Source organism: Cobetia sp. MC34 (assembly GCF_018340035.1).
Classification (GTDB): Bacteria; Pseudomonadota; Gammaproteobacteria; order Pseudomonadales; family Halomonadaceae; genus Cobetia; species Cobetia amphilecti.
Genome location: NZ_JADPPY010000021.1, coordinates 17,804 through 41,066, shown reverse-complemented (window position 1 = coordinate 41,066; position 23,263 = coordinate 17,804). Strand labels below are relative to the sequence as shown.

Genomic DNA, 23,263 nt, shown 5'->3' with positions numbered 1-23,263 from the left:
ATTCCTTCAGCGTTACGCCATTCGTGATCCCGATCTTTCCGCGCCCCGTTTCGTGGCACCCATTTTCCCCAGCCCCTCTATTCTCCAAGGAAACCGCATGCGCAACCTGCGACACAAAGCCGTCAAATGGATCATCACTCTCTGTCTGGTGGCGGCTGCAGCCTGGTGTGCGGTGTGGCTGTGGAATACCTACATGTACAGTCCCTGGACGCGCGACGCCCGGGTGCGCGCCGAGGTGATCACGTTGAGCCCGGATGTCTCCGGCTGGGTGCGTGAGCTGAACGTGGCGGATACCACGCGCGTCAAGGAAGGGGACGTCATCCTTCAGGTCGACCGTGCGCGTTATGAGGCCGCGCTCGCCAAGGCCAAGGCCAGTCTCGCCAGTGCCAGGGCGACCCTGAGCCTCAAGGAGCATGAAGCCAATCGTCGTGGTCGCTTGACCAATCGTGCCATTAGTGAGGAAGAGCGCGACAGTGCGCGTCTTGAAGCCGAAGTCGCCCGCGCCGACGTGCAACAGGCCGAAGCCGCGGTGCAATCCGCGCAGCTGGATCTCGATCGTACGCGTCTTGTGGCACCCGCCGACGGTAGCATTCTCAACATGCACCTCAGTCAGGGCAATTACGTCACGGCAGGCACGGCGGTGATGGCGCTGATCAAGGAAGACTCCTTCTACCTGAGCGCCTACTTCCAGGAGACCAAGCTGCAGCATGTGCGTCCGGGCGATCCGGTCCAGATCACGCTGATGAGCGGCAATGAAGACTTCAAGGGGCGGGTCGTGGGGATCGGTCAGGGCATCGCCGATGACAATACCGCGACCAATGCCCAGCAGCTGCCTCAGGTCAGCGCCACCTTCAGTTGGGTGCGTCTGGCGCAGCGCATTCCGGTACGGGTGGAATTCGATGATATTGAGGCGGTACGTGCCTCAGGTGTCAATCTTGCCGCCGGCATGACGGCGAGTGTCCGGCTGATCACTGCTGAGGATGGCAAGGATGAGACCAGTCATGCCAAGGCGGAACCTGACGAGACAGATCAGGCCGTCCAAGACGCAGACGGGAAGCACTGATCCATGTCTCCCGCTCTGGCCGCCTTCCTCAGGCCTTCGCCGTTCGCCCTGAAGTTCGCCACCAAGGGTGTGCTGGCAATGGCGCTGGCCCTCTACGCCGCCTTCTTCTTCGACCTCGATCGACCCTATTGGGCGCTGATCTCGGCGGCGTTTCTGCAGACACGTCCGATGTCGGGCATGGTGGTCGAGAAGGGCATCTGTCAGGTCACGGGTACCTTCGTCGGTACCTGTGTGGCCGTGGTGATCATGGGCTGCTTTGCCCAGGTGCCCGAACTGGCGCTGGGCTCGGTCACGCTGTGGATCGGGCTATGCATCTATGGTGCCTCGCTGACGCACAACAATCTGTCCTATGGCTGTGTGATGGCGGCGGTGGCCTGCATGATCATCGTGGTGCTGACGTCCTCGGCGCCGGATGACTTCTTCTCGGTGGCACTGGCACGTCTCAGCGAGCTGAGTCTCGGCGCGCTGTGTGCTGTCGTCGTGAGTGCGCTGGTCTGGCCGATTCGTGTACGTGATCATCTCGGCCAGCTTTCGGACACGGCGGTGAATGCCACCTTCCGTTATATGGCGCTGGCCTTCTCGATGCCGCTCGAGGCGGATAGGGCCGTGAACCGAGATACTGCCGGTCAGTCACAAGGCCATTCACAAGCCCAGTTAAAAGGTCAGCAACGCGAACGCATGGCGATGCTCGAGCAGATGATGACCGGGCTGGATGCGCTCAACAATCTCGAGATTGATGCCCACTCGGCGCGTTATGAAGGCCCCCAGGGCAAGGGGCGCATTCGCGGCGTACACCTGCTGACGCGGCGAAGCATGCGTCTCTACGCCACCCTCAAGGCCCTGCACCAGCTGCGTCATCCTGAGTTCTTTGTGTCTTCACAGCGCGATGACGGTGAGGCGAGCGCACACCCCAGTGAGCTGAATCAGACCCAGGGTCAGGAAGCCGAACGCTTCAGTCAGCCGACGCAGGACCTGATGCAACGCCTGGGCGCGGCCTTTCAAAGCATGGCCGACAATCAAGGCACGGCCCAGGCGCGCAAGACGCTCAAGGAGCTGCGTGGGGAATGTTTGCGCCTGTCTCGCGGTCAGCGCAGCATCACCGCGCTGGAAGCCAGATTGCTGTTCAGTCTGCGTGAGGTGCTGGGGCATGCGCTGGTCATCCTGCAGGCACGCGAGGTCATCAATCATCCCGGGCGTCACCAGCTGCGTCAGCCGAGCATGAGTTGGCACCGCGATCACGGACGCGCCGCCATCGATGCGCTGCGTGCGATGGCCATCTTCAGTGCCACGGCGATCTTCTGGCTTGCGACGGCGTGGGACAACGGCGCGGTGGCCATGCTGCTGGGCACGCTGTTCTCGGGCATCTTCGTCAGTCGCGGTGATCCGGCACCGATCATTCCGATGGTGCTCAAGGGCTTGCTGCTGGCGGTGCCGAGCGTATTGCTGTTCGGCAATGTCATGCTCAGTCACGCCCAGCACTTCGTGCCCTTCGTGATCATCTTCAGTATTCCCCTGTTCCTCGGCTTGATGGGCTCTGTCGTGCCTGCGCTGGCGGGGATCGCCTTGCCCTTCGTGGTGTTCAACATTCTGCTGGTGATGCCGGACAACGGCATGACCTTCGATGTCGCCTACACCCTCAATCGGAGTCTGGCGGCCGGGATCGGTCTGATCGTGACCATCATCGGTTTCCGCCTGATTCCCGTGCCGGGGGCAGGCTGGGACAAGCGCCAGCTGATTCGCGCTACGGCGAGTGATATTCGTGAGCTGGCGGAACGCTCCACCGAGCGCCTGGACAGCTGGTTCGGCGGGCGCATGGGAGACAGGCTGCTGCGCCTGGCCCGGCATGAACAGACTCGCAGTCGTGAACAGGAAGCGCGCCGCAGTGGCGAGAATGCAAGCGGTCAGCCCGATGATGCACAGCAGCAAGTGCTCGGCATGCCGCTACTGACGCTGGGGCTGACAGGGATGGATATCGGACGCGGCATAGGCTTCGTGCGGCGGGAATTGGGCAACGATGTACCACGCCCGGTACAGCACGCCTTGCGCGAATTGATCCATGCGCTGGCGGATGACTATCAGCGCTGTGCCCGAGGAGAGAGCCCCACCAGGATGCGTGCGGCCGGCAACCGATTATGCGAACTGATCGAGCAACATCACACCATGAGTCGACATAAACAGGCGCTGCTGGCGGGCTGGCTGACACGCGTTCAGCTAACCTTGCAAAGTGATGCACTGCGCCAACAACGCAGCTGATATTGCGTCAGTGAGCGTCATTTTTTAGGTTCCAACAAAATATTCTTATAAACCGCTCGAAAGCATATCTTCTGGGCTATGATAAGGAGGTCAGCTAAAAAATGAGCGAAATGTATTAGCGCCTTACTGTAGGAGAGAGCCATGGCGTTCATGAACGATATCAGCAACAGTGGGCGCACTGTTCCCGAGCGTTTTCGGCGCGTGACCTTCACGACGCAATATCTGCATGAGTTGAATCTCTATGTATTGCCGGCAAGCGAGGTATTGTTACGCATCTCCCAGGCGGGCGAGGGCCTCATGCTGCTGCAGTTCGACGATGAGTTTCATGCCGAATTCATTGCCTCGCGTATCGTCGAGTGGGTCGCCGAGAATCCCGGCACCGACCGCGATGACCTGACGCTGTGGATCAAGACGCGGGCACGCCACGAGACGCTGGACCCGAAGCGGGCTCATCACGTCTATTGAGATGTCAGCATGTTGCTGGCCAGCGTGATTTCTCAACAAGAAGGCCACCCGAATGGGTGGCCTTCTTGTCATTGGCCTTCTTGTCATTGGCCTGGCGTCATTGGCCTGGCGTCATTTTGCTCCACTCATGTTCGAAAACTTCCCACTGTTGTGGGGCTTTAGGGCTCAGAAGCTGCCGACCAGGCTGCCCAGGGTCACGACGGCAATCAGGGCCAGCATCGGGAAGGCGACCGTCATCATGAACATCTGGCCGTAGGACTGGCGGTGAGTCAGCTTGCAGATCGCCAGCAGGGTGATGACCGCGCCGGAATGCGGCAAGGTGTCCATGCTGCCCGCCGCCAGCGACGCCACGCGGTGCATCAGTTCCAGGTCGATGCCGGCATTGATGGCCATCTCGCGGTAGGTCTCGCCCAGAGTCGATAGCGCGATACTCATGCCGCCGGATGACGAGCCGGTGATGCCGGCCAGCACGTTGACCGCCACCGCTTCCGAGATCAGCGGGTTGGCCGGATATAGGCCGAGCACCGCCTCCTTAACCATCGCGAAACCGGCCAGGCTGGCGATCACCGCGCCATACCCCACCTCTGAGGCGGTATTGAAGACCGGCAGCATGGCGCCGAAGCAGCCATTGTTGACGGTGGTCTTCAGGTCGGCCCACTGCTTCCAGCGTGAGATGACCAGCCAGGTGGAGGCGAAGGCCAGTGCGATCAGGATCGACCACATGCCGGTGGCACCCGCAGGGTCAAGCTCCGGGAAGGCCTCGCTCAGGTAGGAGAAATCGATGCGCGGGAAGACGAGATAGGTCAGCAGAGCATTCAGTCCGATGACCATCACCAGCGGAATAAGCGCCGTGATCATGCCCATCCGTGCGGCGGGCGCGGGGGATTCCTCAAGCGCTTCGTCCTTGTGGACCCCGTAGCCTTCCCCCTGTGCCTGAGCCTTGCTGGCTCGTCCCTTCAGCCACCAGGTACCCAGCCCCAGCATGATCAGGCCCGCGATGATGCCCAGGCCCGGCGCTGCAAAGCTGTTGGTCTGGAAGTAGGGGATCGGGATGGCGTTCTGGATGGCCGGCGTGCCCGGGAGTGCCGTCATGGTGAAGGTAAATGAGCCGAGGGCGATGGCCGCGGGCAGTAGTCGCTTGGGCGTGCCGGTGCGCTGGAAGAGCTGGGCGCCAATCGGGTAGACGGCGAAGGCGACCACGAACAGCGAGACGCCCCCATAGGTAAGCAGTGCGCAGGCCAGCACCACGGTCAGGATCACATGGCGCGTGCCCAGGCGTTTGACCAAGCCTTCGGAGATGGCATGCGCGGCCCCGGAATCGGCCATCAGCTGGCCGAACAGGGCGCCGAGGATGAACAGTGGGAAGAACTTGGCCAGATAGCCGCCCAGCTGACTCATGAAGGTCACGGTGTAGCTGGGCAGCAGGGCGGCTGCATCTCCTGACAGGACGACGGCGAGGGCGGCCGTCAGAGGGGCAAGCAAGAGAACGGTGATACCGCGGTAGGCAAGGAACATCAGCAGCCCGAGCGATATCAGAATGGCAAGAATACTCATGGGGGTATCTCGTGGTTGGCGTTATCGTAGTCGTGGGTCGTCTGCCATTGACGACGGTTGTCCTGTTTACAGGTGCGTGGCTTGTTGTTTTTGCTATTTATTGGCTTATATACAGAGACATCCAGCACACTAGAGATTGTCTGACATGAGAACAATGCGCCTTAAGTGGCAGCGCTGTGCGGTCAGCGAGCACTCAAGGGCAAACTCCCTCTGGCCTTGCGCAGCGAAAAGAGGGGTCGTTTTACAATGAAACAATATACCGTTATCTTCTTTCTCTTTATCTTAGCAACGTGCGACCCTGAGTCATCCGGTAAGCGGGGGAGTTGTGTCAGCACGTGTTGTAGTCACTCATGAAGCTTGCCCAGGTGACATGGATGCCCAGAATAGCTGTACAAAAAAGCGGCACCCGAAGGCGCCGCGACAAGTGATCGAACAGTCTGTCGGTCGCGAAATCCGAGAGATGTCCTGCTTTCAAGCAAAGTCGATTTTCGCGTTGAATGAGTGGGCAGGAGCCGCCTCACTCAGGGGCGCTTTTCGTCACTGAACCAGATACAGGCGTCAGCGGGGGCCAGCACCCGGCTACCGGCCAGCAGCCCGCTGTCATTGACGAGGTCTTCCGGCAGCCAGCGCGGCTCGGGCGCATAGTTGAAGACGAAGCAGAGCGGCCCGCGCCGCCGCAGGCGCACACCCTCGGGCAGAGCATGGGTGGCGATGCCGCAGGCCTGACACTCCGCCTGCAGCATCGCCACCAGACTGTCTTCACTCAGCCAGGCGGTCAGATAGCTGACGCCACGATGATGCAGGATGGCCGGCTCGCCATCCTCGAAGCGCGTTACCACCTGTGCGCAGGTGCGCTGATGATCGAGCAGATCGCGCCAGCGCAGGGCGTGACCACGTGCGCCGTTGCTCAGGGTGATGGCCGGCTCGGCGCCTGGCCGCAGGCCATCGACTCGATCGACCGTGACGCCCGTCAGCTCGCTGAGTGCACCGGGCGCCAGCTGCGCGGGTATCTGAAACTCCGGCGTACGCGAGCCGGAGCGTGCGCCGATCACCACGCGAGTGCCTGAATCGCGCGCCGCGCTCAGACGCGCCGCCAGTGCCTCACCGGCGATCACTTGGCAGGGCAGCACGATCAGCGGATAGCCACTGAGCGCATCGCGCGGAGAGACGATATCGACATCAAGCCCGAGACGCCGCAGCGCGCTGTACCAGCTCAGGTACAGCTCGAGCGGGTTGAAGTTCTCGGCGTGGGGCTGGATCTGACAGGCCCAGATGGAGGCGTAATCGAACATCAGGGCGACGGGCGCCTGCTGGGCAGTCGTCGTGTCATGTTCCGCGAGTGTCGCCAGCTCATCGCGCACCTGCAAAAGCTCCGGCCAGGCCGAGGCGGGGGAGCCGTCCGGGCGCAGCAGGCCAGCGTGCATCTGCTCCTGGGCGAAGGGCGCCTGACGCCAGCGGAAGTAGGAGACGAGTTCGGCGCCATGCGCGAAGGCTTCGTGGCTCCACAGTCGCACCATGCCGGGCAAGGGCGCGGCGTTGCTGATCGCCCAGTTGACCGGGCCCGGCTGCTGCTCCATCACCCACCAGCGGCCCTTGCACATGGCGCGGCAGAGGTCGTGATGGAAGCCGGCAAAGTCCGGATGGCCTTGCTGGCGATAATGGGCCTTGGTGGCATCGTCGTGGGCACCGCGCTCCAGAAAGCCCAGCGGGTAGCTGTCCCAGCTGGCGATATCCAGATCACGAGCGACATCGAAGTGATCGAATTCGGTGAACAGGCCCATGAAGTTGTGCACGATATCGCCGCTGACGCCCGCGGCACGCAGGGTGTCGACCTGCAGACGGTTGTATTCGACCACCATATCGGAGCAGAAGCGTCGATAGTCGAGCACGATGGCCGGATGCGGCTCGGTCACGGTGCCGACGGGCGCCTCGACCTGGGAGAACTCGCTGACTTCCATGCTCCAGAACACCGTGCCCCAGGCCTCATTGAGCGCCTCGACCGTGCCATAGCGCGCCTCGAGCCATTCGGGAAAGCGGGCGCGGGCGGCCGCGGAGTAGCTGAGGATGGTGTCATGACAGCCGTACTCGTTGTCGGTCTGCCAGGCGATGATCGCGGGATGATGCGTGTAGCGCTCGCCCATCAGGCGCACGATGCGCTCGCTCAAGGTACGAAACGTCGGTGAAGAGAAGCAGTAATGACGACGCGAGCCATAGCCACGCGTGTCGCCATTCTCATCGACGGCCAGAATTTCCGGGTGGGCATCCACCAGCCACTTGGGCGGTGTCGCCGTGGGCGTGCCCATCACGATCTTGAGACCGGCCGCGGCCAGAACCTCGACGGCCTCATCCAGCCATTCGAAGCGCAGGTCACCAGAGCTGGGTTCCAGGCGACTCCAGGCGAATTCACCGATACGCACGACACAAATGCCGGCTTCCATCATGTCGCGAGCATCCTGTGGCCAGCGATCACGTGGCCAGTGTTCCGGGTAGTAACAGACACCGAGCTGCATGGGTTCATCCTTGAAGCTGAAAATGGGGAGCGAGCGCGGCGCAGGCCATCACGGCCTGCGCGGCACGGGTCATGCCGCAACCGCCTGAAGGTGAATCAGGAGCGCCTGGTCAGGGTCCAGCACCGGCAGGGCAAGGCCTTCACGCATCAGGTACTCACCGGAGACGACGACCGGCTCGCCGGCCTGTTGTCGGCTGATCCAGGCGGGCAGCTGCTTCATGCGTCGCTCCGGGTGCTCCGGCAGTTCCAGCAGCTCGAGCCGGTAGGCCGTGTCGGCTTGCAGGCCGGTCAGCGGCTGGGCGGCGGGCACGGCGTGACGTGGCATGGCCAGCTGGCTGATGCTGAAAAGGGCCTGCTGGCCATCCTGACTGACCACGCCATGGGCATGCTGATTGTCATCCAGGCAATCCAGACGCCAGCTGACACCGTTGTGCAGCAGGCCACGCAGCGACTTGTAGCGCGCTATCCAGCCGCGCAGCTCACTGCGCTCCGCCTGATCGAGCTGGCTGACATCCAGCTCCAGCCCCAGATGACCGAACAGTGCCGTGGAGGCGCGGAAGGCGAGCGGCGTGCGTCGCGAGGTAGTGTGAGCGTGTTGCGGCCCGATATGCGCGCCCAGAAGCTCCGGCGGCAGTACGCGACTGGCCCCGCGCTGGATATGCGTGCGCTCGTGGGGGTCATTGCAGTCGGACGTCCAGACGCGATGGGTGTGCCGGAGTATGCCGTGATCGGTGCGCGCGCCACCCGAGGCGCAGCTCTCGATCTCGACGCCGGGATGCGCCTTTCGCAGGCGGGCCAGCAGCGAGTAGAGCGCGCTGACCTGGGCATGGGCGGCAGGCTTGCCGCGTCCTTCCTCCGATTGACCGCCCGCGTGGGTCAGGTCGCGATTCATGTCCCATTTCAGATACTTGATCGGGTATTCGCTGAGCAGCGCATCGAGGCGCGCAAACAGGTAGTCACAGACCTCGCGGCGGGTCAGATCCAGTACGCATTGATAACGTCCCAGCGGCTGCTCACGCCCCTCCAGCCCGAGGATCCAGTCCGGATGGGTGCGGAAGAGTTCACTGTCGGGATTGACCATCTCGGGCTCGACCCACAGGCCGAATTCCATGCCGTGCGCCTGTACTGACTCGATCAGCGGCCCCAGCCCCTGCGGGTACTTGCCGGCATCCAGATACCAGTCGCCCAGGGCGGCGCGCTCGCCATCCCGGCCGACGAACCAGCCATCATCGAGCACGAAACGTTCGGCACCCACCTCACCGGCGGCAACGACCAACTCATCGAGCCGCGTCGCATCGTGATCGAAGTAGAGCGCTTCCCAGGTATTGACGTGTACCGGGCGCGGCTTGTCAGCCACCGGCCAGTCAAGGCGCGCGCGCAGGGTGCGATGCATGCGCTGGTTGGCACCATTGATGCCCGTATCCGACCAGGCCATCACCACTTCCGGGGTGGTCACGCTGTCGCCGGCGGCCAGCATCTGCTCGCCTGGCAGCAGCAGGGCGCCCATCTGCAGTTGGGTGCTGCCATCGAACTGCCGCTCGATCAGGGCGCGATGGTTGCCGCTCCACGCCAGATGCGCGGTGATGACTTCGCCACGCTGCTCGCTGAAGCCTGGCGTGCCGGTGATCAGCGTCGGCACGCGTTGATGCGAGCTGCGCCCGCGACGGTTCTCGAGCGTGAAGGTGCCTTCGCTGAGACGATGACGCGTCTCGGTGAACTCCTGCACCCAGCGGCCACCGAAACTCAGGCATTCCTCGAAGCGGACCGGCAGCGGCAGGCAGGCAGCCGCCAGCCATTCGAGCCGGTAGGGCGCTGATGACTGATTGGTCAGAGTCGTCTGCTGACGCAATACGCCCTCGCGAGTGACGGTCAGCGCCAGCAGCACTTCCAGCTCGCTCAGGCTGTCACGAAGCGTCAGGCGAGCGTGGGCGCCGGTGGCATCCGTCAAGCAGGCCACCTCGCACAGACGCATCGCCGTCAGCCAGTCGCGGCCTTCGCGATCACCGATCAGCGCCGGATAGCCGGCAAAGCCGAGCCCGGCATCATTGAACAGGGTATTGGGCGGCAGCTGATCCAGGCTCGCCTGGGGCGTGGCGGCAGCGCTCATCAGGCGGTGCTGAGCCGGATTGATGGGCGCAATGCGCCCGAAATGGGCCAGTTTGAGCAGGTCATCGGCGAGATCCAGCTGCAGCTGGATGCCATCGGCACTCAAGCTCAACCACTGTTGATCGCTTGACCAGGTCGCGTCAGGCGCAGCCGAAGGTCGGGGAGATGGGGCGTCTGCGGTCATCATATCAGGCGGTGCTGAGCCGGATTGATGGGCGCAATGCGCCCGAAATGGGCCAGTTTGAGCAGGTCATCGGCGAGATCCAGCTGCAGCTGGATGCTATCGGCACTCAAGCTCAACCACTGTTGATCGCTTGACCAGGTCGCGTCAGGCGCAGCCGAAGGTCGGGAAGATGGGGCGTCTGCGGTCATCATGAGAGGTCCAGAAATAAAGAAAGATCAGAGACGGAATGGCAGTTGTCAGCCCAGCACCAGCGGTGGCTCTGCCAGTCCCGTGAAGCCGTGTGCTGACAGGTCCAGCGCGAAGAGGTCGCCATCCCCCGCCGCATGATCCGGCGAAGCCAAGCCTTCATGCGCCGTAGTGATATACAGCGTGCTCAGCCCCTCGCCACCCAACAGCGGGCACGAAGGCTGGCTGACCGGCAGCGTCACATGGGCGATTTCCTTGCCGTCGTGGTCCAGCCTGGCCACGCGGCCGGCTCCCCAGAGCGCGATCCACATGTGGCCGTCGGCATCGATCACGGCGCCATCCGGGCCACCACCGGCATCGCGCAGATCGGCCCAGACCTCAGGGGCGTTGTATTCACCTGCTGAGGTGAGTGGCCAGCCATCGGCGTCCAGCTGCCAGCGCATCACCTGACCGGTGACGGTGTCGGTGAAATAGGCGAAGCGGCCATCCGGCGAGAAGCACAGCGCATTGGGAATGCTCAGCCCCTCGAGCACGCGGGTCAGCTCACCGCGATGCAGTCGATAGAGGCTGCCAGCGCCGGACTCGGCGTTGCAGCCCATGCTCGACAGCCACAGACTGCCGTGACGATCGACCCGCGCGTCATTGCTGCGCGTGGCCGGCGTCATGTCCGCCTCGAAGGGCATGACGTCCTCCACGGCGCCGGTCTCGGGGGTGAAGCGCGAGAGCATCCCCTCTGCGACCAGCAGGTAATCGCCGTCTTGGGTAACGGCTGCGTAGGAGGTGCGGCGCGCGAGCTGAGTGATGACGTGATCACTGCCGTCAGCGGCGGCGTGATGCAGCTCGCCGGCGAGGATGTTTAGCCAGCGCACCCGCGCAGGCAGGGCCTTGGTCGCGGGCGTCCAGCCCGGTCCTTCGCCCAGCTCGCAGCCACTGGCGACGAGGCGCCTGGCAGTGCCAATGCATGGTGATGACGTCATCTGCTGCTCCTTTGCGATAACCATGGTCTTTTTTAGCCATGGTCGCTTATACCCATGGGCTATTGGCGCGCTCTCGTCGCTCTTACAGCGACGTGGCTTGTCGCCATCCGTGTGTGGCTGTCAGTCGGCCGCCTGCCATGCCGCGACCAGCGTGCGGGCGCGCTCGCCCACTTCGGCGGCGCTCAGGCTCGGTGTGTAGATGGCCGTGCCGAGGCCAGCGCCGTGGACACCCGCCGCGCGCCATTCGGCGAAGTTGTCACTGCCGATGCCGCCGACGGCATAAAGCTCGGTGTCCTTGGGCAGCACTGCCAGCATGGCTTTCATGTTGACGATGCCGACCTGAGTCGCCGGGAACAGCTTGAGGCCCGAGGCGCCGGCAGCGAGAGCCGCGAAGGCTTCCGTCGGCGTGACGATTCCGGGTAGCGAGACCATCTCCAGGCGGCGGCTTTCGCGGATGACATCGACATCGGCATTGGGTGAGACGATCAGACGACCGCCGGCGGCGTGCACGTCGCGCACCTGCTGCGGGGTCAGCACGGTGCCGGCGCCGATCAGGATCTTGCCGCCATGCGCGCGCTCGCAGTGCTCGACCAGCGCGGCGATGCTCTCCAGCGGTTGAGGGGAGTTGAGCGGGACTTCGATGCGGGTGATGCCGGCGGCGATGATCTCGTCGGCGATGACGATGATGTCTTGCGGTGTCACACCGCGCAGTATGGCGACTAGAGGCAGGCTCATGGCGATCTCCAGAAATGGGGCTGTTTGAAGAGGAGCTCTTTGAATAAGGGCTGTGTGAAGTGAGTAATGACGTGGCTCACCGGCTAGCAATGTCAGCAACGCTGAATCAATGGCTCACAGAGGCGCGATCCGATGACGACGCACGGTCTGATGACGATGCCTGCGCGGATGATCGTGCACGCTGGATGCGTCCGAGGCCTGCCAGAATCATGTCGGCGTTGGCCGCGGTGGTGACCTGATAGCCCAGATGCTCCAGCGCGACCTGATAGCGCTGGCACAGCACGGCGTCACCGATCAGGGTGATGGTGGCGTGATCAGGCAGCTCCGCAGTGGCTCCCGCCAGCTCAAGCCCCAGCACCAGGCCTGACAGGCGTGCGCCGAGTACCGCCTTGCGAGCGTCACCCTGAGGCAGAGCCGTATCGAGCAGATCACGGGCACGAATGCCGAACAGTTGCGCGGTGGTGCGCTCCGGGGCGGCAAGCGCCGTATCGATGCCCTCCAGATAGGCATCGCGCTGGGCGGGGTCGCTGAGATCTCCCGCGGCGACTGAGTGCTTGAGCACCGAATCCTGACTGAGCAGCTTGTAGAGCTCGCCGCTCATGAAGGTACTGAAGCCGGTGATGGCGCCACCGACGAGATGCGCCCACTTGGCGTGGGTGCCGGGCAGACACACCGCACCGCTGTAGTCGGGTTGGGCGGCGACCAGGCCCGCCAGCTGGGTCTCCTCGCCACGCATGACATCGTAGCTCGGCTGCTGCTGACAGAGGCCCGGCACGATGGCAACGGCAAGGCGGCTGTCGCGGGTCGCAACATGGGTCAGCTGCTCGGAGAGTGCCCCCAGTACATCACGGGAAGGCGCCTTCTCCGTAGGCAATGGCAGGTAAGCCGCCTCCTGCCAGCCCTGACGCGCGCCGGCCATGCCACAGATCAGCACCGGCATGGGAGAGGTCGCATCGTCGGGCAGCCAGTCATTGATCAGCACGCGCAGCACATCCTCGAACTCATCCGCCGCCAGTCCCAGCATGCCGCGGGCACTGCTGGCTTGGGCGATGACTGCGTCGTCGCCATTGACGGCCCAGGCGCGCAGATTGCTGGAACCCCAGTCGACGGCGATCCAGGCCGGCGTGACGCTGACGCCGCTCACACTCGGCCTCCGTCTACCACCATCGGCTGGCCAGTCATCATGCGCGAGGCGCTGGAGGCCAGGAACAGACACGGATTGATCATGTCCTCGACCGGAATGGCCTCTTTCAGGCACTGCTGGTCAATGCACTCGTTCAAGTCCTTGTCGTTGACCCACAGCTCGCGCTGACGCTCCGTCATCACCCAGCCCGGAATCAGACAATTGACGCGAATGGCGTCCGGGCCCAGCTCGCGCGCCAGTGCCTTGGTCATGCCCATGATGCCGGCCTTGGCGGTGACGTAGGTCGGGTAGCCGCCCAGCCCCAGCATGTAGCTGTTGGAGGACAGATTGATGATGGCGCCGCCACCCAGCGCGCGCATGTCGGGGGCGACGGCCTGGGCGGTGAAGAATTGCGGGCGCAGGTTGGTAGCGATGGATTCATCCCACTGTTCCACCGTCCACTCATCCAGCCTATGACGGGTGTCACGCGCGGCGTTGTTGATCAGCACGTTGATCAGGCCGTGGGCCTCACGCGCCTGAGCGACGGCGGCCTGCAGCGCCTCGATATCCTGGATGTTGCAGGGGATGAACAGCGGACGATTGGCGTAGCGAGCTTCCATGGCGTCACAGAATTCGCTGGCATCGGACAGGCCGACGAAGGCGACCTTGGCGCCCTGGGCGAGGAAGCCTTCGGTCAGCGCGGCGCCGATACCGGAGCCACCGCCGGTGATGAAGACGCTGGCGCCTTCGAGGTCCGGGTAGCGAAAGTCGGCGAAGGCGGGGCGTTCGGATGATGCGGTACGAGTCATGTCGAATCCTTCCTAGAGCGTGACAGGCCTTCGGCGGAAGGCCTGTCCTGGCATGGCATCTGTGTTGTCAGTGTGTGCGTTGCGGCTGGCTCGGCATTACCACTCGGCGACGGAGCCGTCTTCGTGGGTCCACAGCGGGTTGCGCCAACGATGGCCGACCTTGGCACGCTCTTCGACGAAGGCCTCGTCGATCTCGACGCCCAGCCCCGGGCCCTGCGGAATGGCGCAGAAGCCGTCCTTGATCGCCAGCGCATCCTTGTCGACCAGGTAATCCAGTACGTCGTTGTCCTTGTTGTAGTGGATTCCCATGCTCTGTTCCTGGATGAAGGCGTTGTGACACACCGCATCCAGTTGCAGTGAGGCCGCCAGCGTCAGCGGGCCGAGCGGGCAGTGCGGGGCCAGCGCCACATCGTAGGCCGAGGCCAGGGTGGCGATCTTCAGGCCTTCGCTGATGCCGCCACAGTGGGAAAGATCCGGCTGGATGATGTCGACCATGCCGTCCGCTAGCAGATCGCGGAACTGGAAGCGGGTGTGCAGGCGCTCGCCGGTGGCGATGGGCGTCGCGATGCCTTCGGCGATATGCTTGAGCGACGGCAGGTGTTCAGGTGCGACCGGCTCCTCGATGAACATCGGGTGGAACTGCTCCAGCTCACGCAGCAACGCCTTGGCCATCGGGCGATGCACGCGACCATGGAAGTCGATGCCGATGCCGACATCCGGGCCGACCGCATCACGGGCCTCGGCGACACGTGCCACGGCGTCATCGATCTTCTTGTGCGAATCGACGATCTGCATCTCCGGCGTGCCATTCATCTTGAAGGCGGTGAAGCCCTGGTCGACCAGCGCCTTGGCGCCTGCGCCGACATCTGACGGGCGGTCGCCGCCGGTCCAGGCGTACATGCGCATCTTGTCGCGCATCGGGCCGCCGAGCAGCTGGTGCACGGGCACTCCCAGATCACGGCCCTTCAGGTCCCACAGCGCCTGATCGATGCCGGCGATGGCTGACATCAGGATCGGGCCGCCACGGTAGAAGCCCGCGCGGTACATCACGTTCCACAGGTGCTCGATATTGCGCGGGTCCTGACCGACCAGATAATCGGACAGCTCGTGCACGGCGGCCTCGACCGTCGCGGCGCGGCCTTCGATGACCGGTTCGCCCCAGCCATAGCAGCCTTCATCGGTCTCGATCTTGAGAAAAAGCCAGCGCGGCGGAACTTGCCAGGTCTTGAGTCGGGTGATTTTCACGGATGCATCCTTGTTGAGAATGGGCGTTTGAACGAGGGTCAGCGCCAGGCGAAGCGAGTGGTGGGATCGGCCGTCATCAGCTGACGCCCGATCAGCATCAGAAGCGGCGGTGCCCCAGCTGCGGGTGGTCCGGTGAGAAGCCGAGGTCGCGCGCTGCGGTCTCCAGTACCCGCTCGGCACAGGTGCGTGCCATCTCGGGCTGGCGCAGGCGAATGGCCTCCATCACCGCGCGATGACGATCGAGGCTGGCGCGATGATGGCTGTGATCATGCTGCTGCGCGGACTGCTGGGTACTGTGGATCAGTTGGCTGATGGAAGGGCGCAGCAGGCTGCCAAGCTGTGTCCATACCAGATTGTGGGTGGCGTGGTAGATGGCCTCGTGGAAGGCGACATCGTGTTCGGCATGCGCCTCGTGCGAGCTGTCATTGGCGGTATTGACCATGCCTTCGAAGGCGCGCTCCAGGCGCGCGAGGTCCTGGGCATTGGCTTTCATCGCGGCCAGCGCACTGACATAGGGCTCGACGGAGAGGCGGAAGGCGTAGATCTCGCGCATCAGATCCGGATTGATACCGTCGAGGCCGCTGACCCAATGGCTCATCAGCGGGTCCAGCAGCTGCCATTCGCTCATCTCGCGCACGATGGTGCCGCGCCCGGCGGTGCGCTCCAGCAGCCCGGCGCTCACCAGCTGAGCCAGGGCGTTGCGAACACGGTTGCGGCTGGCGTCGAAGCGCTGGCAGAGGTCCAGTTCACGCGGAAAGCTGTCACCGGGGCCGAAGCTGCCCGCGAGGATTTCCCGCGCCATGCAGGTGGCGATGGCCTCCATGCTGCGCGGGGTCGCGTCGTCCGCCGAGGCGCTGTCAGTGGCGAGCGCGGCTGTCGCCAGAGAGTCGGTCATTGAGGTGCCTGTCGTGAGGAGATGGTCAGGTGAGTCACTGCATCGCGTCGCCTGCGAGTGCGGCGCTGACGCATGAGGTTCCGAGCATCAGAATAAATGTCTGAACACACATTAATAAATGTCGGACATTTCAACAAGGCGCAAACACTTCAACTTTGGTCGCGCGAGAAGCCCGCCCGACACAGCTAACAAGGGCGCAGCTAACAAGAAGGCGGGTAACAAAGGGGGGAGTAACAAGGAGTGCGGCCAGAACGACAGGGGCCAGACGCGATGTCTGGCCCCTGTCACGCCATGTGGCCTTGGGAAGGCGGGTCACATGCAAAGCGCCATGACCAGGTCAAGCCGATGGCGGGTAGCGAGCCAGGTGGCCATTGAGGGTCAATTGCCATTCCTTGAGAGTCTGGGCACAGGAGAGATCGAGCAGCGTGATCTCCAGCGTCGCGGTGTCCTCCAGTGATGACAGCAGCGATGCTAGGGAATCGGCGGTGGGCGGCGAGGCAGTGCCATTGGCTGGCGCCTCGAACAGTGGTTCATCGCCTTCGGGGTGGCGAGTCACTTCCTGCGCAGGCGAGATATCCCGACATTGATGGCTCATCACGATGAAGTTGCCCTCATTGACGCGGAAGACACGCAACGGATAGAAGCAGGCATTCAGGTGCGGGCCAAGCTGGGCATCGAGTGGCGCAAGTTGTTTGTCGGCAGTGTCGCGTCGCGCGCCTCCCTTCCGGCTCAGACGAAGATGGCACAGCGTGATGTGCTGTCCCATGGCGTCCTGACACTCACGGGCCAGTGCTTCGAGAGCGGCATCCAGCAGCGCACGGGTGAAGCAGCCACTGTGGCTGTCGCGCCACCGGTTCGGGTCACGTTCTACCTGCTGCGGGCAGAGTCGATGCAGGGTGGGCGCCGGCGGTATCGGTTGCTCCGTCAGCACTTCACGCGCCGCCTGCAGCAACTCTGGCGGTAGATGGCCATGACGGTGCTCGATATCGCACAGCGCCTGGGCCTTACTGACACCGGTATGACGCATCAGCTCGATGACCTGCACGACCAGCGACAGAGTGCTGGCAGCGAGGGACGTCTCGCCAAGCGACGTTGCAGCAATATCGGTAGAGCCCTGCTCCACTTGTGGGATGTCTGCATTAGAAGGCGCAGAAGGAGACCCGGACGGAGACGCAGCAGGAGGTGTTGCAGAGGTTTGCGAGAGGTGGGAGGGCGCGTCAGCGTTGCCGTTTGCATGCGGCGCCAACCTGCTGCAGGCCCCCAGCATGAATTGCTGGCTGGCACGCAACAGGTCAGCTTCGGCGGGCGCCATCAGGGCGTCTTCCATCATGCGTGCACCGATCTCGACATGGCGACGCAGCAAGTGATACTGATCGAAATGAAGTTCATCGCGCGGCCGCAGCAGTGAGTCGGGTAGCGCCAGCTTGCCGATATCGTGCAGCATGGCGACGCGTTCCAGCGTGGCGATTTCCTGGCGGTCCATCTTGAGTCGTGTCGCGATGGCGCTGACAAGATTGGCGGCCAGCCAGTCTTCACCCGAGAGCTCGGGACAGCGTTCCTCGCGGATCATGCGCATCACCGACCCGAGCCTGTCTTCGCCGCGCTGCTCAAGCTCATGCTCCAGCTGATTCATGCGCTGGCGCATCTGCAGCTGTCGCTCACGATACTGGCGCAGGAATGCGTAACCAAAGGCCAGGCAGAGCATCAAGGTCACCAGCAGCGTGATCAGGAAGTGCCAACGCTCCAGCGCGTGCTTCTTCTTCATCAGGTCTGCGTGCGCCTTGAAGGCGGCTTCACTGATGTCATCGAGATAGACGCCGCTGGCGATGATCCACTGGAAGGGGGGTACAGGGCGGCGTAGGCGGTCTTGTCGACCTGCTCGGCGCCCGGGCGCTTGGGGAAGCGGTAATCGAAGTAGATACCACTGCCGTTCAAGACACCCTCGAGCTCGGTGCGATACGGGAAGCGGCCACTGCTGTCCTGGTACTCGGTCGACAGCAGCTTGCCTTCGGTGTCGGGCAGCAGAGGATGGATTAAGCGGCGTGCATAGCCCTCACCGCCGGCCGGGTCCAGTATCTCGTTGATCCAGACATAGCGGCTTTCCTCGCGCTCGATACTCGCGTGCAGAGACTGTCTCAGCTCATTGGCGACCAGAAAGGCCACCATCTTCGGGTCGATATGCACCAGCGCCCAGGGGGCAGGCTGCTGTCGACGATCAAGGCGCACGGCGCCGGGGCTGCCTTCCTCCTGCCCCAGAGGCACAGCAAACACCAGCCCGGCATCCGTGCCGCGCAGGAATTGTGCCTTGCGCATGCCCGCATTGAGGCGCTGATTCAGCTCCTGATTCCACCAGTCAGGGTGGAGCGTGGTAGGGAGCTGCACGATGTCGATCCAGTCCGGGTTGATGCGCAGGTACGGGAACTGGCGCAACAGTTCGGTGCTGATGAAGGAGCGATCGCGTCCACTCAGATGGCTGATGCCCAGCGATGGGGAACGCATGGTGGTGATGAGAAGACGTTGCAGACGATGCTCGTAATCGCGATGTCGCGATGTCGCGAGGCGATCATGCCGAGCGTCTGCTCCACCATTAACCTGGCCTGTTGGCGCCGCTCCTTGGCGACCAGCATCTGTGTCGCCTGGGCCTGCAGAATGTCCTGCTCGCGACTCTGCGATTCCTGAAATACCAGCAGGGCGCCAAGTGAGAGACAGGAGAGTGCGGTCAACCCCAGCCATAGGCGCAAGGGCTTGCCGAACGGACGCTGTCTGACCGGGGAGCGAAGATCGGGCGGGCCGGTATCTGGCCCATGTCGAGAGAGATCACTATCCTTGATCATCGAGTCACGTCATCCATGAGTGATGCGGTGGCGCCGGGGAGGGTGATGATGGCACTGTTTCGAGCATAGCGGCAGCGCAAGACCCAGAGGATATCGTTTCAGTCCTCTATGTCATCTAGCCAACGCTACGATGTTACCGCCCCAATGCCAAGTGAGGGCACTCAACACTCCGCGAAGCCCCAGTTCAGGGCTCTTGCGCGTTTTTCCTGTCGCGCGATGTCTTGCTAGCAGACGTTGAAAGGGGCATGATGAAGCTAGTTTTCTGTATGGCTTTCAAGAAGATATCTGTCATTTATCGATGGCTGTCCAGAAGAGGCTCGCTAACATCTTGATTTGAGGCGCGCCGATCGAGTGTTGAAGGTGTCGTGCATAAGCTGCAAGTCAAATTGTCGCTCATCGTCCTGCAGTGAACTCATAGCGTTGTCTTCTTGTTGTCGACAAGATCAAAAGTGGAAAATCGTGCATGAACCGACATGATGAAAAGATCATTGCCAGTGCTCGCAAGCAGCGTGCTCTCTTTGATGAGCTCGAAAAGGCGTTGGCAGAAGAGCTGAATGCGTTGGATCGCTCTTCTCAGCCTGTCCCCGCCGCCGAGTCGAACCATGACGCTGACGAGGCGCGCGCCCAGAAGCGTGATGAGGAGTTCGTGGCGCGACTCGAAAGCCTGATCGCGGAATTCGATCTCGATCGCGAGACCGCCCAGACATGGCTGCGAGAGCTTGAGGCATTCAAGGGGAACGCGGATTCAGAGTAAGCTCTCATCTTGCCTGACTTATCCTGCACTACGCTCTGAGCAAGCCATGAGCTATCACCTGAGTCATGCGGTGGCTCGCGCGTCGCGATGGCTTTATAAGGCCTTCAAGCGAGAAACGCACAACGCCCAGCACTTCTCCCTGAAGGCTGGGCGTTGTGCGTTTCTCGCTTGGCTCACATGGATCCGATGGATCATCTAGCCCGATAGATCTTCTGACGTCTTCTTATTGGCTTGGCGGCTTGCTGACCTGGCGACGACACCGCTAGCCTGTTGTCGACAAGCGCCTTTGGGCAACGCTCCCACCAGCCCCAGGCCCAGAGCTGCGCCCTAGATCTCTTCCCAGATGGCTTCCTTCAATTCGTCTGTCAGGCCTTGCAGGCGTTGCAGGCGCTTGACGGTATGTTCCTGTACATCACTGACGATCTCCGTCAGGCACTCCTTCGACTCGTGAGGGTCAACGAACCCGGTGGATAGCAGGCACTGGCCCATTTCCATGCTCTTGGTCTGCCACATGCGAATAAACTCGATCTCCTGCTCATATGCCTCGAGGCTCAGGCTCCACCACACCTGCTGACAACGCATCAAGGGGGCGAGGGGATGCACGAGGTCATCGGGTCGATTCATCCAGGGCAGTGGGGTGCTGAACATGGCAGCGAAAGGCTGCATCGGTTGATTGGCGACTGGCATTCCGGACTCCTGTCTCATGGTATCTGATAGCTGATGAGTGCAGACCTTGGGGAAATATCGGCGGGGCGGCTGGTGTTTGGCGTTATAGTGACCAATAGTGATAGTGGCTGGTGTCTAGTGGCACAGGCTTCGCAACCTGAGCCTGAGTTGAGCATAGCTCCCTCTGCTGGAATGCGCGCGAGCATCCTGTGCTGTCTCCAGTCAACTCTATCCCGGACACCCTTGTCCTCAGGCAACCCTGTGCCCTGATGATGAATTGCGTGAGGTCACCGACCAGGAGGCGATCATGATCAATGAAGTCAAATCCGTACTGGCAGCATTCTTTGGTGTCCAGAAGGAGGCCAATCGCAAGCGTGATTTCGAGCACGGCCATGCGCTGGACTTTCTGGTGGTGGGACTGGTGATGGCTGCACTGCTGGTGGGAGGGATGGCACTGCTGTCCACGGTCGTCGCCGGCTGAAGAGCCGCTCAGGCGACTGAGACGAAACGTCAGGCAAGACACTGCAGAGACTAACCATCCGGCACGAAAAAAGCCCCCGCCCGGGAGACCATCCTGGACGGGGGCTTTTGCTTGGTTTACTCAGCTGCGATTGCCTTCTATCCCGTGTCTATCCGCAGGCAGTAACAGTGAGTGATCAAGAGCGGGCGATCAACGACGCGCGAACAGCGGCGTCTTCTGGTCGACACTGGTCTGGTAGCTGACGCTGAACGAGCTCAGTGCATGCAAGGCATCTTCCACGTACTGATCATCACGCAGGGCGAAAGCACTGATGCCACAACGGCTCATGTAGTGGAGTTGATCCACCAGCACGTCACCGATGGCGCGAATCTCACCCTGATAGCCGAAGCGCTCACGCATCAGGCGGGCGATGGTGTAACCGCGGCCATCATTGAAGTTCGGGAAGTCGACCCCCAGCAGTGGTGCGTCCGCCAGTGCCTCGCCCAGCTCGGGCGTGAGCTCGGTGTCACTGGCAAGCCAGGGCGCCAGATGATCAGAGCCTTCACCGGCGGCGACCAGCGACTGCCATTCTGCCAGCGGCAGCAGGGCGGGTTGCCGATAGCTCGGTAGATTGCTGTCTTCATCCCGACGCACGACCTGCCAGGCATCTTCGCTCACCAGCTGATTCTGACGGATGACGCCGCCTTGGCGCTGATCGGTCAATTCACGTGCTGATGTCATTTGTGCAGTCACCTCAGGCATAGACCCGCTCCTTGAACGGCTTCATGCCGATGCGGTGGTAGGTATCGACGAAGACTTCATCTTCCAGACGCTGCTCGACGTAGACCTGCAGCACCTTGTCGATGACGTTCGGCATGTCTTCGGCATTGAAGGACGGGCCGAGAATCTTGCCGAGCGTGGCGTTGTCGTCGCTGCGTCCGCCCAGCGAGACCTGGTAGAACTCCTGGCCTTTCTTGTCGACACCCAGGATGCCGATGTTACCGACGTGGTGATGGCCACAGGCGTTCATGCAGCCCGAGATGTTCAGGTCCAGCGGGCCGAGGTCGTACAGGAAGTCGAGGTCTTCGAAGCGGTCCTGCAGTGCCTGAGCGATGGGAATCGACTTGGCATTGGCCAGCGCGCAGAAATCGCCACCCGGGCAGCAGATCATGTCCGCCAGCGTGCCGACGGTCGGGTTGGCCATGCCGAGTTCTTCCAGCGCCTTCCAGAGTGTCTCGAGCTCATCGACAGGCACGTCTGACAGCACCAGGTTCTGCTCGTGTGTCACACGCAGTTCACCGAAGCCATATTGCTCCGCGAGGTCAGCCACGGCGTCCATCTGGTCAGCAGTGACGTCACCCGGGGCCAGTTCACGACGCTTGAGCGACAGGGTGACGGCCTTGTAGCCCGGCACCTTGTGGCCGACGACATTGTTGGTCACGAAACGCGCGAAGACACGGTTCTCGCGGCGCAGGGTCTCATAGGCCTCGATGGCCTCGGCGCTGACTTCACGGCGTACAGGCTCGGGGAAGTAGCTGGTCGCCTTGGTGACGGCGGAGTCGGTGAGGGTTTCCGGGCCATCCTTGAGATGGGCCCATTCTTCCTCGACGCGACGACGGAATTCCTCGACTCCCAGTGCCTTGACCAGGATCTTGATGCGCGCCTTGTACTTGTTGTCGCGACGGCCCCACTGGTTGTAGACACGCACGATGGCGTCCAGATAGGTCAGCAGGTGCTGCCAGTCGAGGTCTTCGCGCACGATGTCGCCGACCATCGGCGTACGACCGAGACCGCCACCCGCCAGGATGGTGGCCTTGACGCTGCCATCGTCGGCGCGGTTGAGTCGAATGCCGATATCGTGGACCTGGATGGCAGCACGGTCGGCGCTGGCACCGGTGACGGCAATCTTGAACTTGCGCGGCAGATAGGCAAATTCCGGGTGAAGCGTGGACCACTGACGGATCAGCTCACACCACGGACGCGGATCGACGGTCTCGTCTTCCGCGATACCGGCGAACTGGTCAGTGGTGGTATTGCGGATGCAGTTGCCGCTGGTCTGGATCGCATGCATCTCGACCTGAGCCAGTTCGGCGAGAATCGCCGGGACATCTTCCAGCTTCGGCCAGTTGAGCTGCAGATTCTGGCGAGTCGTGAAGTGTCCATAGGAACGGTCATAACGACGGCTGATGGCCGCCATGGCGCGCAGCTGGACAGCGCTCAACATGCCGTAGGGGATGGCGATACGCAGCATCGGGGCATGACGCTGGATGTAGAGGCCGTTCTGCAGGCGCAGAGGGCGGAATTCTTCATCTCCCAGACGGCCCGCCAGATAGCGATCCATCTGGTCCTTGAACTGAGCTACCCGCTCGTCGACCAGTGTCTGGTCGTAGGTGTCATAGCGATACATGTCAGGGGTGTCCTGCGGTCGGGCATCAGATGATCGTC

At 62.5% G+C, this 23,263-nt stretch carries 21 protein-coding genes; 5 read left to right on the top strand and 16 right to left on the bottom strand.

Annotated elements, in window-relative coordinates:
- The first annotated feature begins 97 nt into the window (after window positions 1–97).
- The 3 genes from IZU87_RS11935 (at window position 98) to IZU87_RS11925 (ending at window position 3,781) form a co-directional block, all read left to right on the top strand.
- The gene (locus IZU87_RS11935; RefSeq protein ID WP_213114636.1) at window positions 98–1,063 is read left to right on the top strand and encodes an efflux RND transporter periplasmic adaptor subunit; all 966 of its coding nucleotides are present in this window, start codon (window positions 98–100) and stop codon (window positions 1,061–1,063) included.
- A gap of 3 nt (window positions 1,064–1,066) precedes the next feature.
- Window positions 1,067–3,316 carry an FUSC family protein gene (locus tag IZU87_RS11930; protein ID WP_213114635.1) on the top strand — a complete coding sequence of 750 codons (2,250 nt, stop codon included), beginning with the start codon at window positions 1,067–1,069 and terminating at the stop codon, window positions 3,314–3,316.
- A gap of 141 nt (window positions 3,317–3,457) precedes the next feature.
- Window positions 3,458–3,781, top strand: a complete 324-nt coding sequence (locus IZU87_RS11925) for a hypothetical protein (protein WP_213114634.1) — start codon at window positions 3,458–3,460, stop codon at window positions 3,779–3,781.
- Between the two features lie 165 nt (window positions 3,782–3,946).
- Here the strand turns inward: IZU87_RS11925 and IZU87_RS11920 are convergent, their stop codons facing one another.
- The 13 genes from IZU87_RS11920 to IZU87_RS11860 all read right to left on the bottom strand — a co-directional run bounded on the left by IZU87_RS11920 (window position 3,947) and on the right by IZU87_RS11860 (window position 18,938).
- A complete protein-coding gene (locus IZU87_RS11920; protein ID WP_213114633.1) occupies window positions 3,947–5,335 on the bottom strand; it encodes a GntP family permease in 1,389 nt (462 codons plus the stop codon).
- A 521-nt stretch (window positions 5,336–5,856) separates the two neighbouring features.
- Window positions 5,857–7,845, bottom strand: a complete 1,989-nt coding sequence (locus IZU87_RS11915) for a beta-galactosidase (protein WP_213114632.1) — start codon at window positions 7,843–7,845, stop codon at window positions 5,857–5,859.
- Between the two features lie 69 nt (window positions 7,846–7,914).
- Window positions 7,915–10,056: an alpha-galactosidase gene (locus IZU87_RS11910; RefSeq protein WP_213114631.1), complete on the bottom strand. Its 2,142-nt coding sequence runs from the start codon at window positions 10,054–10,056 to the stop codon at window positions 7,915–7,917.
- A 77-nt stretch (window positions 10,057–10,133) separates the two neighbouring features.
- Window positions 10,134–10,325, bottom strand: a complete 192-nt coding sequence (locus IZU87_RS11905; RefSeq protein WP_213114630.1) for a hypothetical protein — start codon at window positions 10,323–10,325, stop codon at window positions 10,134–10,136.
- A 45-nt stretch (window positions 10,326–10,370) separates the two neighbouring features.
- Window positions 10,371–11,297, bottom strand: coding sequence for an SMP-30/gluconolactonase/LRE family protein (locus IZU87_RS11900; RefSeq protein ID WP_213114629.1), 927 nt, complete (start codon window positions 11,295–11,297; stop codon window positions 10,371–10,373).
- Window positions 11,298–11,417: 120 nt separating this feature from the next.
- Entirely contained in the window at window positions 11,418–12,032 is a 615-nt protein-coding gene (locus tag IZU87_RS11895) for a 2-dehydro-3-deoxy-6-phosphogalactonate aldolase (RefSeq protein ID WP_213114628.1), read from the bottom strand.
- Window positions 12,033–12,138: 106 nt separating this feature from the next.
- Window positions 12,139–13,176: a 2-dehydro-3-deoxygalactonokinase gene (locus IZU87_RS11890; RefSeq protein ID WP_213114627.1), complete on the bottom strand. Its 1,038-nt coding sequence runs from the start codon at window positions 13,174–13,176 to the stop codon at window positions 12,139–12,141.
- On the bottom strand, window positions 13,173–13,964 hold the full coding sequence (locus IZU87_RS11885) for an SDR family NAD(P)-dependent oxidoreductase (protein WP_213114626.1): 792 nt from the start codon (window positions 13,962–13,964) through the stop codon (window positions 13,173–13,175). Before IZU87_RS11885 ends, IZU87_RS11890 begins: the two co-directional genes overlap by 4 nt.
- Window positions 13,965–14,060: 96 nt before the next feature.
- Window positions 14,061–15,209, bottom strand: coding sequence for a galactonate dehydratase (gene dgoD / locus IZU87_RS11880; RefSeq protein ID WP_213114625.1), 1,149 nt, complete (start codon window positions 15,207–15,209; stop codon window positions 14,061–14,063).
- Window positions 15,210–15,306: 97 nt separating this feature from the next.
- Window positions 15,307–16,104 (bottom strand): FadR/GntR family transcriptional regulator, encoded by a 798-nt coding sequence (locus tag IZU87_RS11875; protein WP_249330565.1) that lies wholly within the window; start codon window positions 16,102–16,104, stop codon window positions 15,307–15,309.
- 337 nt (window positions 16,105–16,441) lie between these two features.
- Window positions 16,442–17,869: an HD-GYP domain-containing protein gene (locus tag IZU87_RS11870; RefSeq protein ID WP_213114624.1), complete on the bottom strand. Its 1,428-nt coding sequence runs from the start codon at window positions 17,867–17,869 to the stop codon at window positions 16,442–16,444.
- Window positions 17,869–18,603: a cache domain-containing protein gene (locus IZU87_RS11865; RefSeq protein WP_213114623.1), complete on the bottom strand. Its 735-nt coding sequence runs from the start codon at window positions 18,601–18,603 to the stop codon at window positions 17,869–17,871. Before IZU87_RS11865 ends, IZU87_RS11870 begins: the two co-directional genes overlap by 1 nt.
- Window positions 18,570–18,938 carry a hypothetical protein gene (locus tag IZU87_RS11860; protein ID WP_213114622.1) on the bottom strand — a complete coding sequence of 123 codons (369 nt, stop codon included), beginning with the start codon at window positions 18,936–18,938 and terminating at the stop codon, window positions 18,570–18,572. Before IZU87_RS11860 ends, IZU87_RS11865 begins: the two co-directional genes overlap by 34 nt.
- Window positions 18,939–19,401: 463 nt before the next feature.
- On the opposite strand from IZU87_RS11860, the gene IZU87_RS11855 reads away from it, so the two are divergent.
- Window positions 19,402–19,692, top strand: coding sequence for a hypothetical protein (locus IZU87_RS11855; RefSeq protein WP_213114621.1), 291 nt, complete (start codon window positions 19,402–19,404; stop codon window positions 19,690–19,692).
- A gap of 327 nt (window positions 19,693–20,019) precedes the next feature.
- Here IZU87_RS11855 and IZU87_RS11850 read toward each other — a convergent pair whose 3' ends face one another.
- Window positions 20,020–20,379, bottom strand: a complete 360-nt coding sequence (locus IZU87_RS11850) for a hypothetical protein (RefSeq protein ID WP_213114620.1) — start codon at window positions 20,377–20,379, stop codon at window positions 20,020–20,022.
- A gap of 286 nt (window positions 20,380–20,665) precedes the next feature.
- On the opposite strand from IZU87_RS11850, the gene IZU87_RS11845 reads away from it, so the two are divergent.
- Window positions 20,666–20,839, top strand: coding sequence for a DUF2970 domain-containing protein (locus IZU87_RS11845; RefSeq protein ID WP_082388754.1), 174 nt, complete (start codon window positions 20,666–20,668; stop codon window positions 20,837–20,839).
- A 189-nt stretch (window positions 20,840–21,028) separates the two neighbouring features.
- On the opposite strand, the gene IZU87_RS11840 is transcribed toward IZU87_RS11845, so the two are convergent.
- Window positions 21,029–21,580: a DUF934 domain-containing protein gene (locus IZU87_RS11840; protein WP_249330564.1), complete on the bottom strand. Its 552-nt coding sequence runs from the start codon at window positions 21,578–21,580 to the stop codon at window positions 21,029–21,031.
- On the bottom strand, window positions 21,573–23,225 hold the full coding sequence (locus IZU87_RS11835) for a nitrite/sulfite reductase (RefSeq protein WP_213114619.1): 1,653 nt from the start codon (window positions 23,223–23,225) through the stop codon (window positions 21,573–21,575). The genes IZU87_RS11840 and IZU87_RS11835 overlap by 8 nt, the downstream gene beginning before the upstream one ends.
- Between the last annotated feature and the right edge of the window lie 38 nt (window positions 23,226–23,263).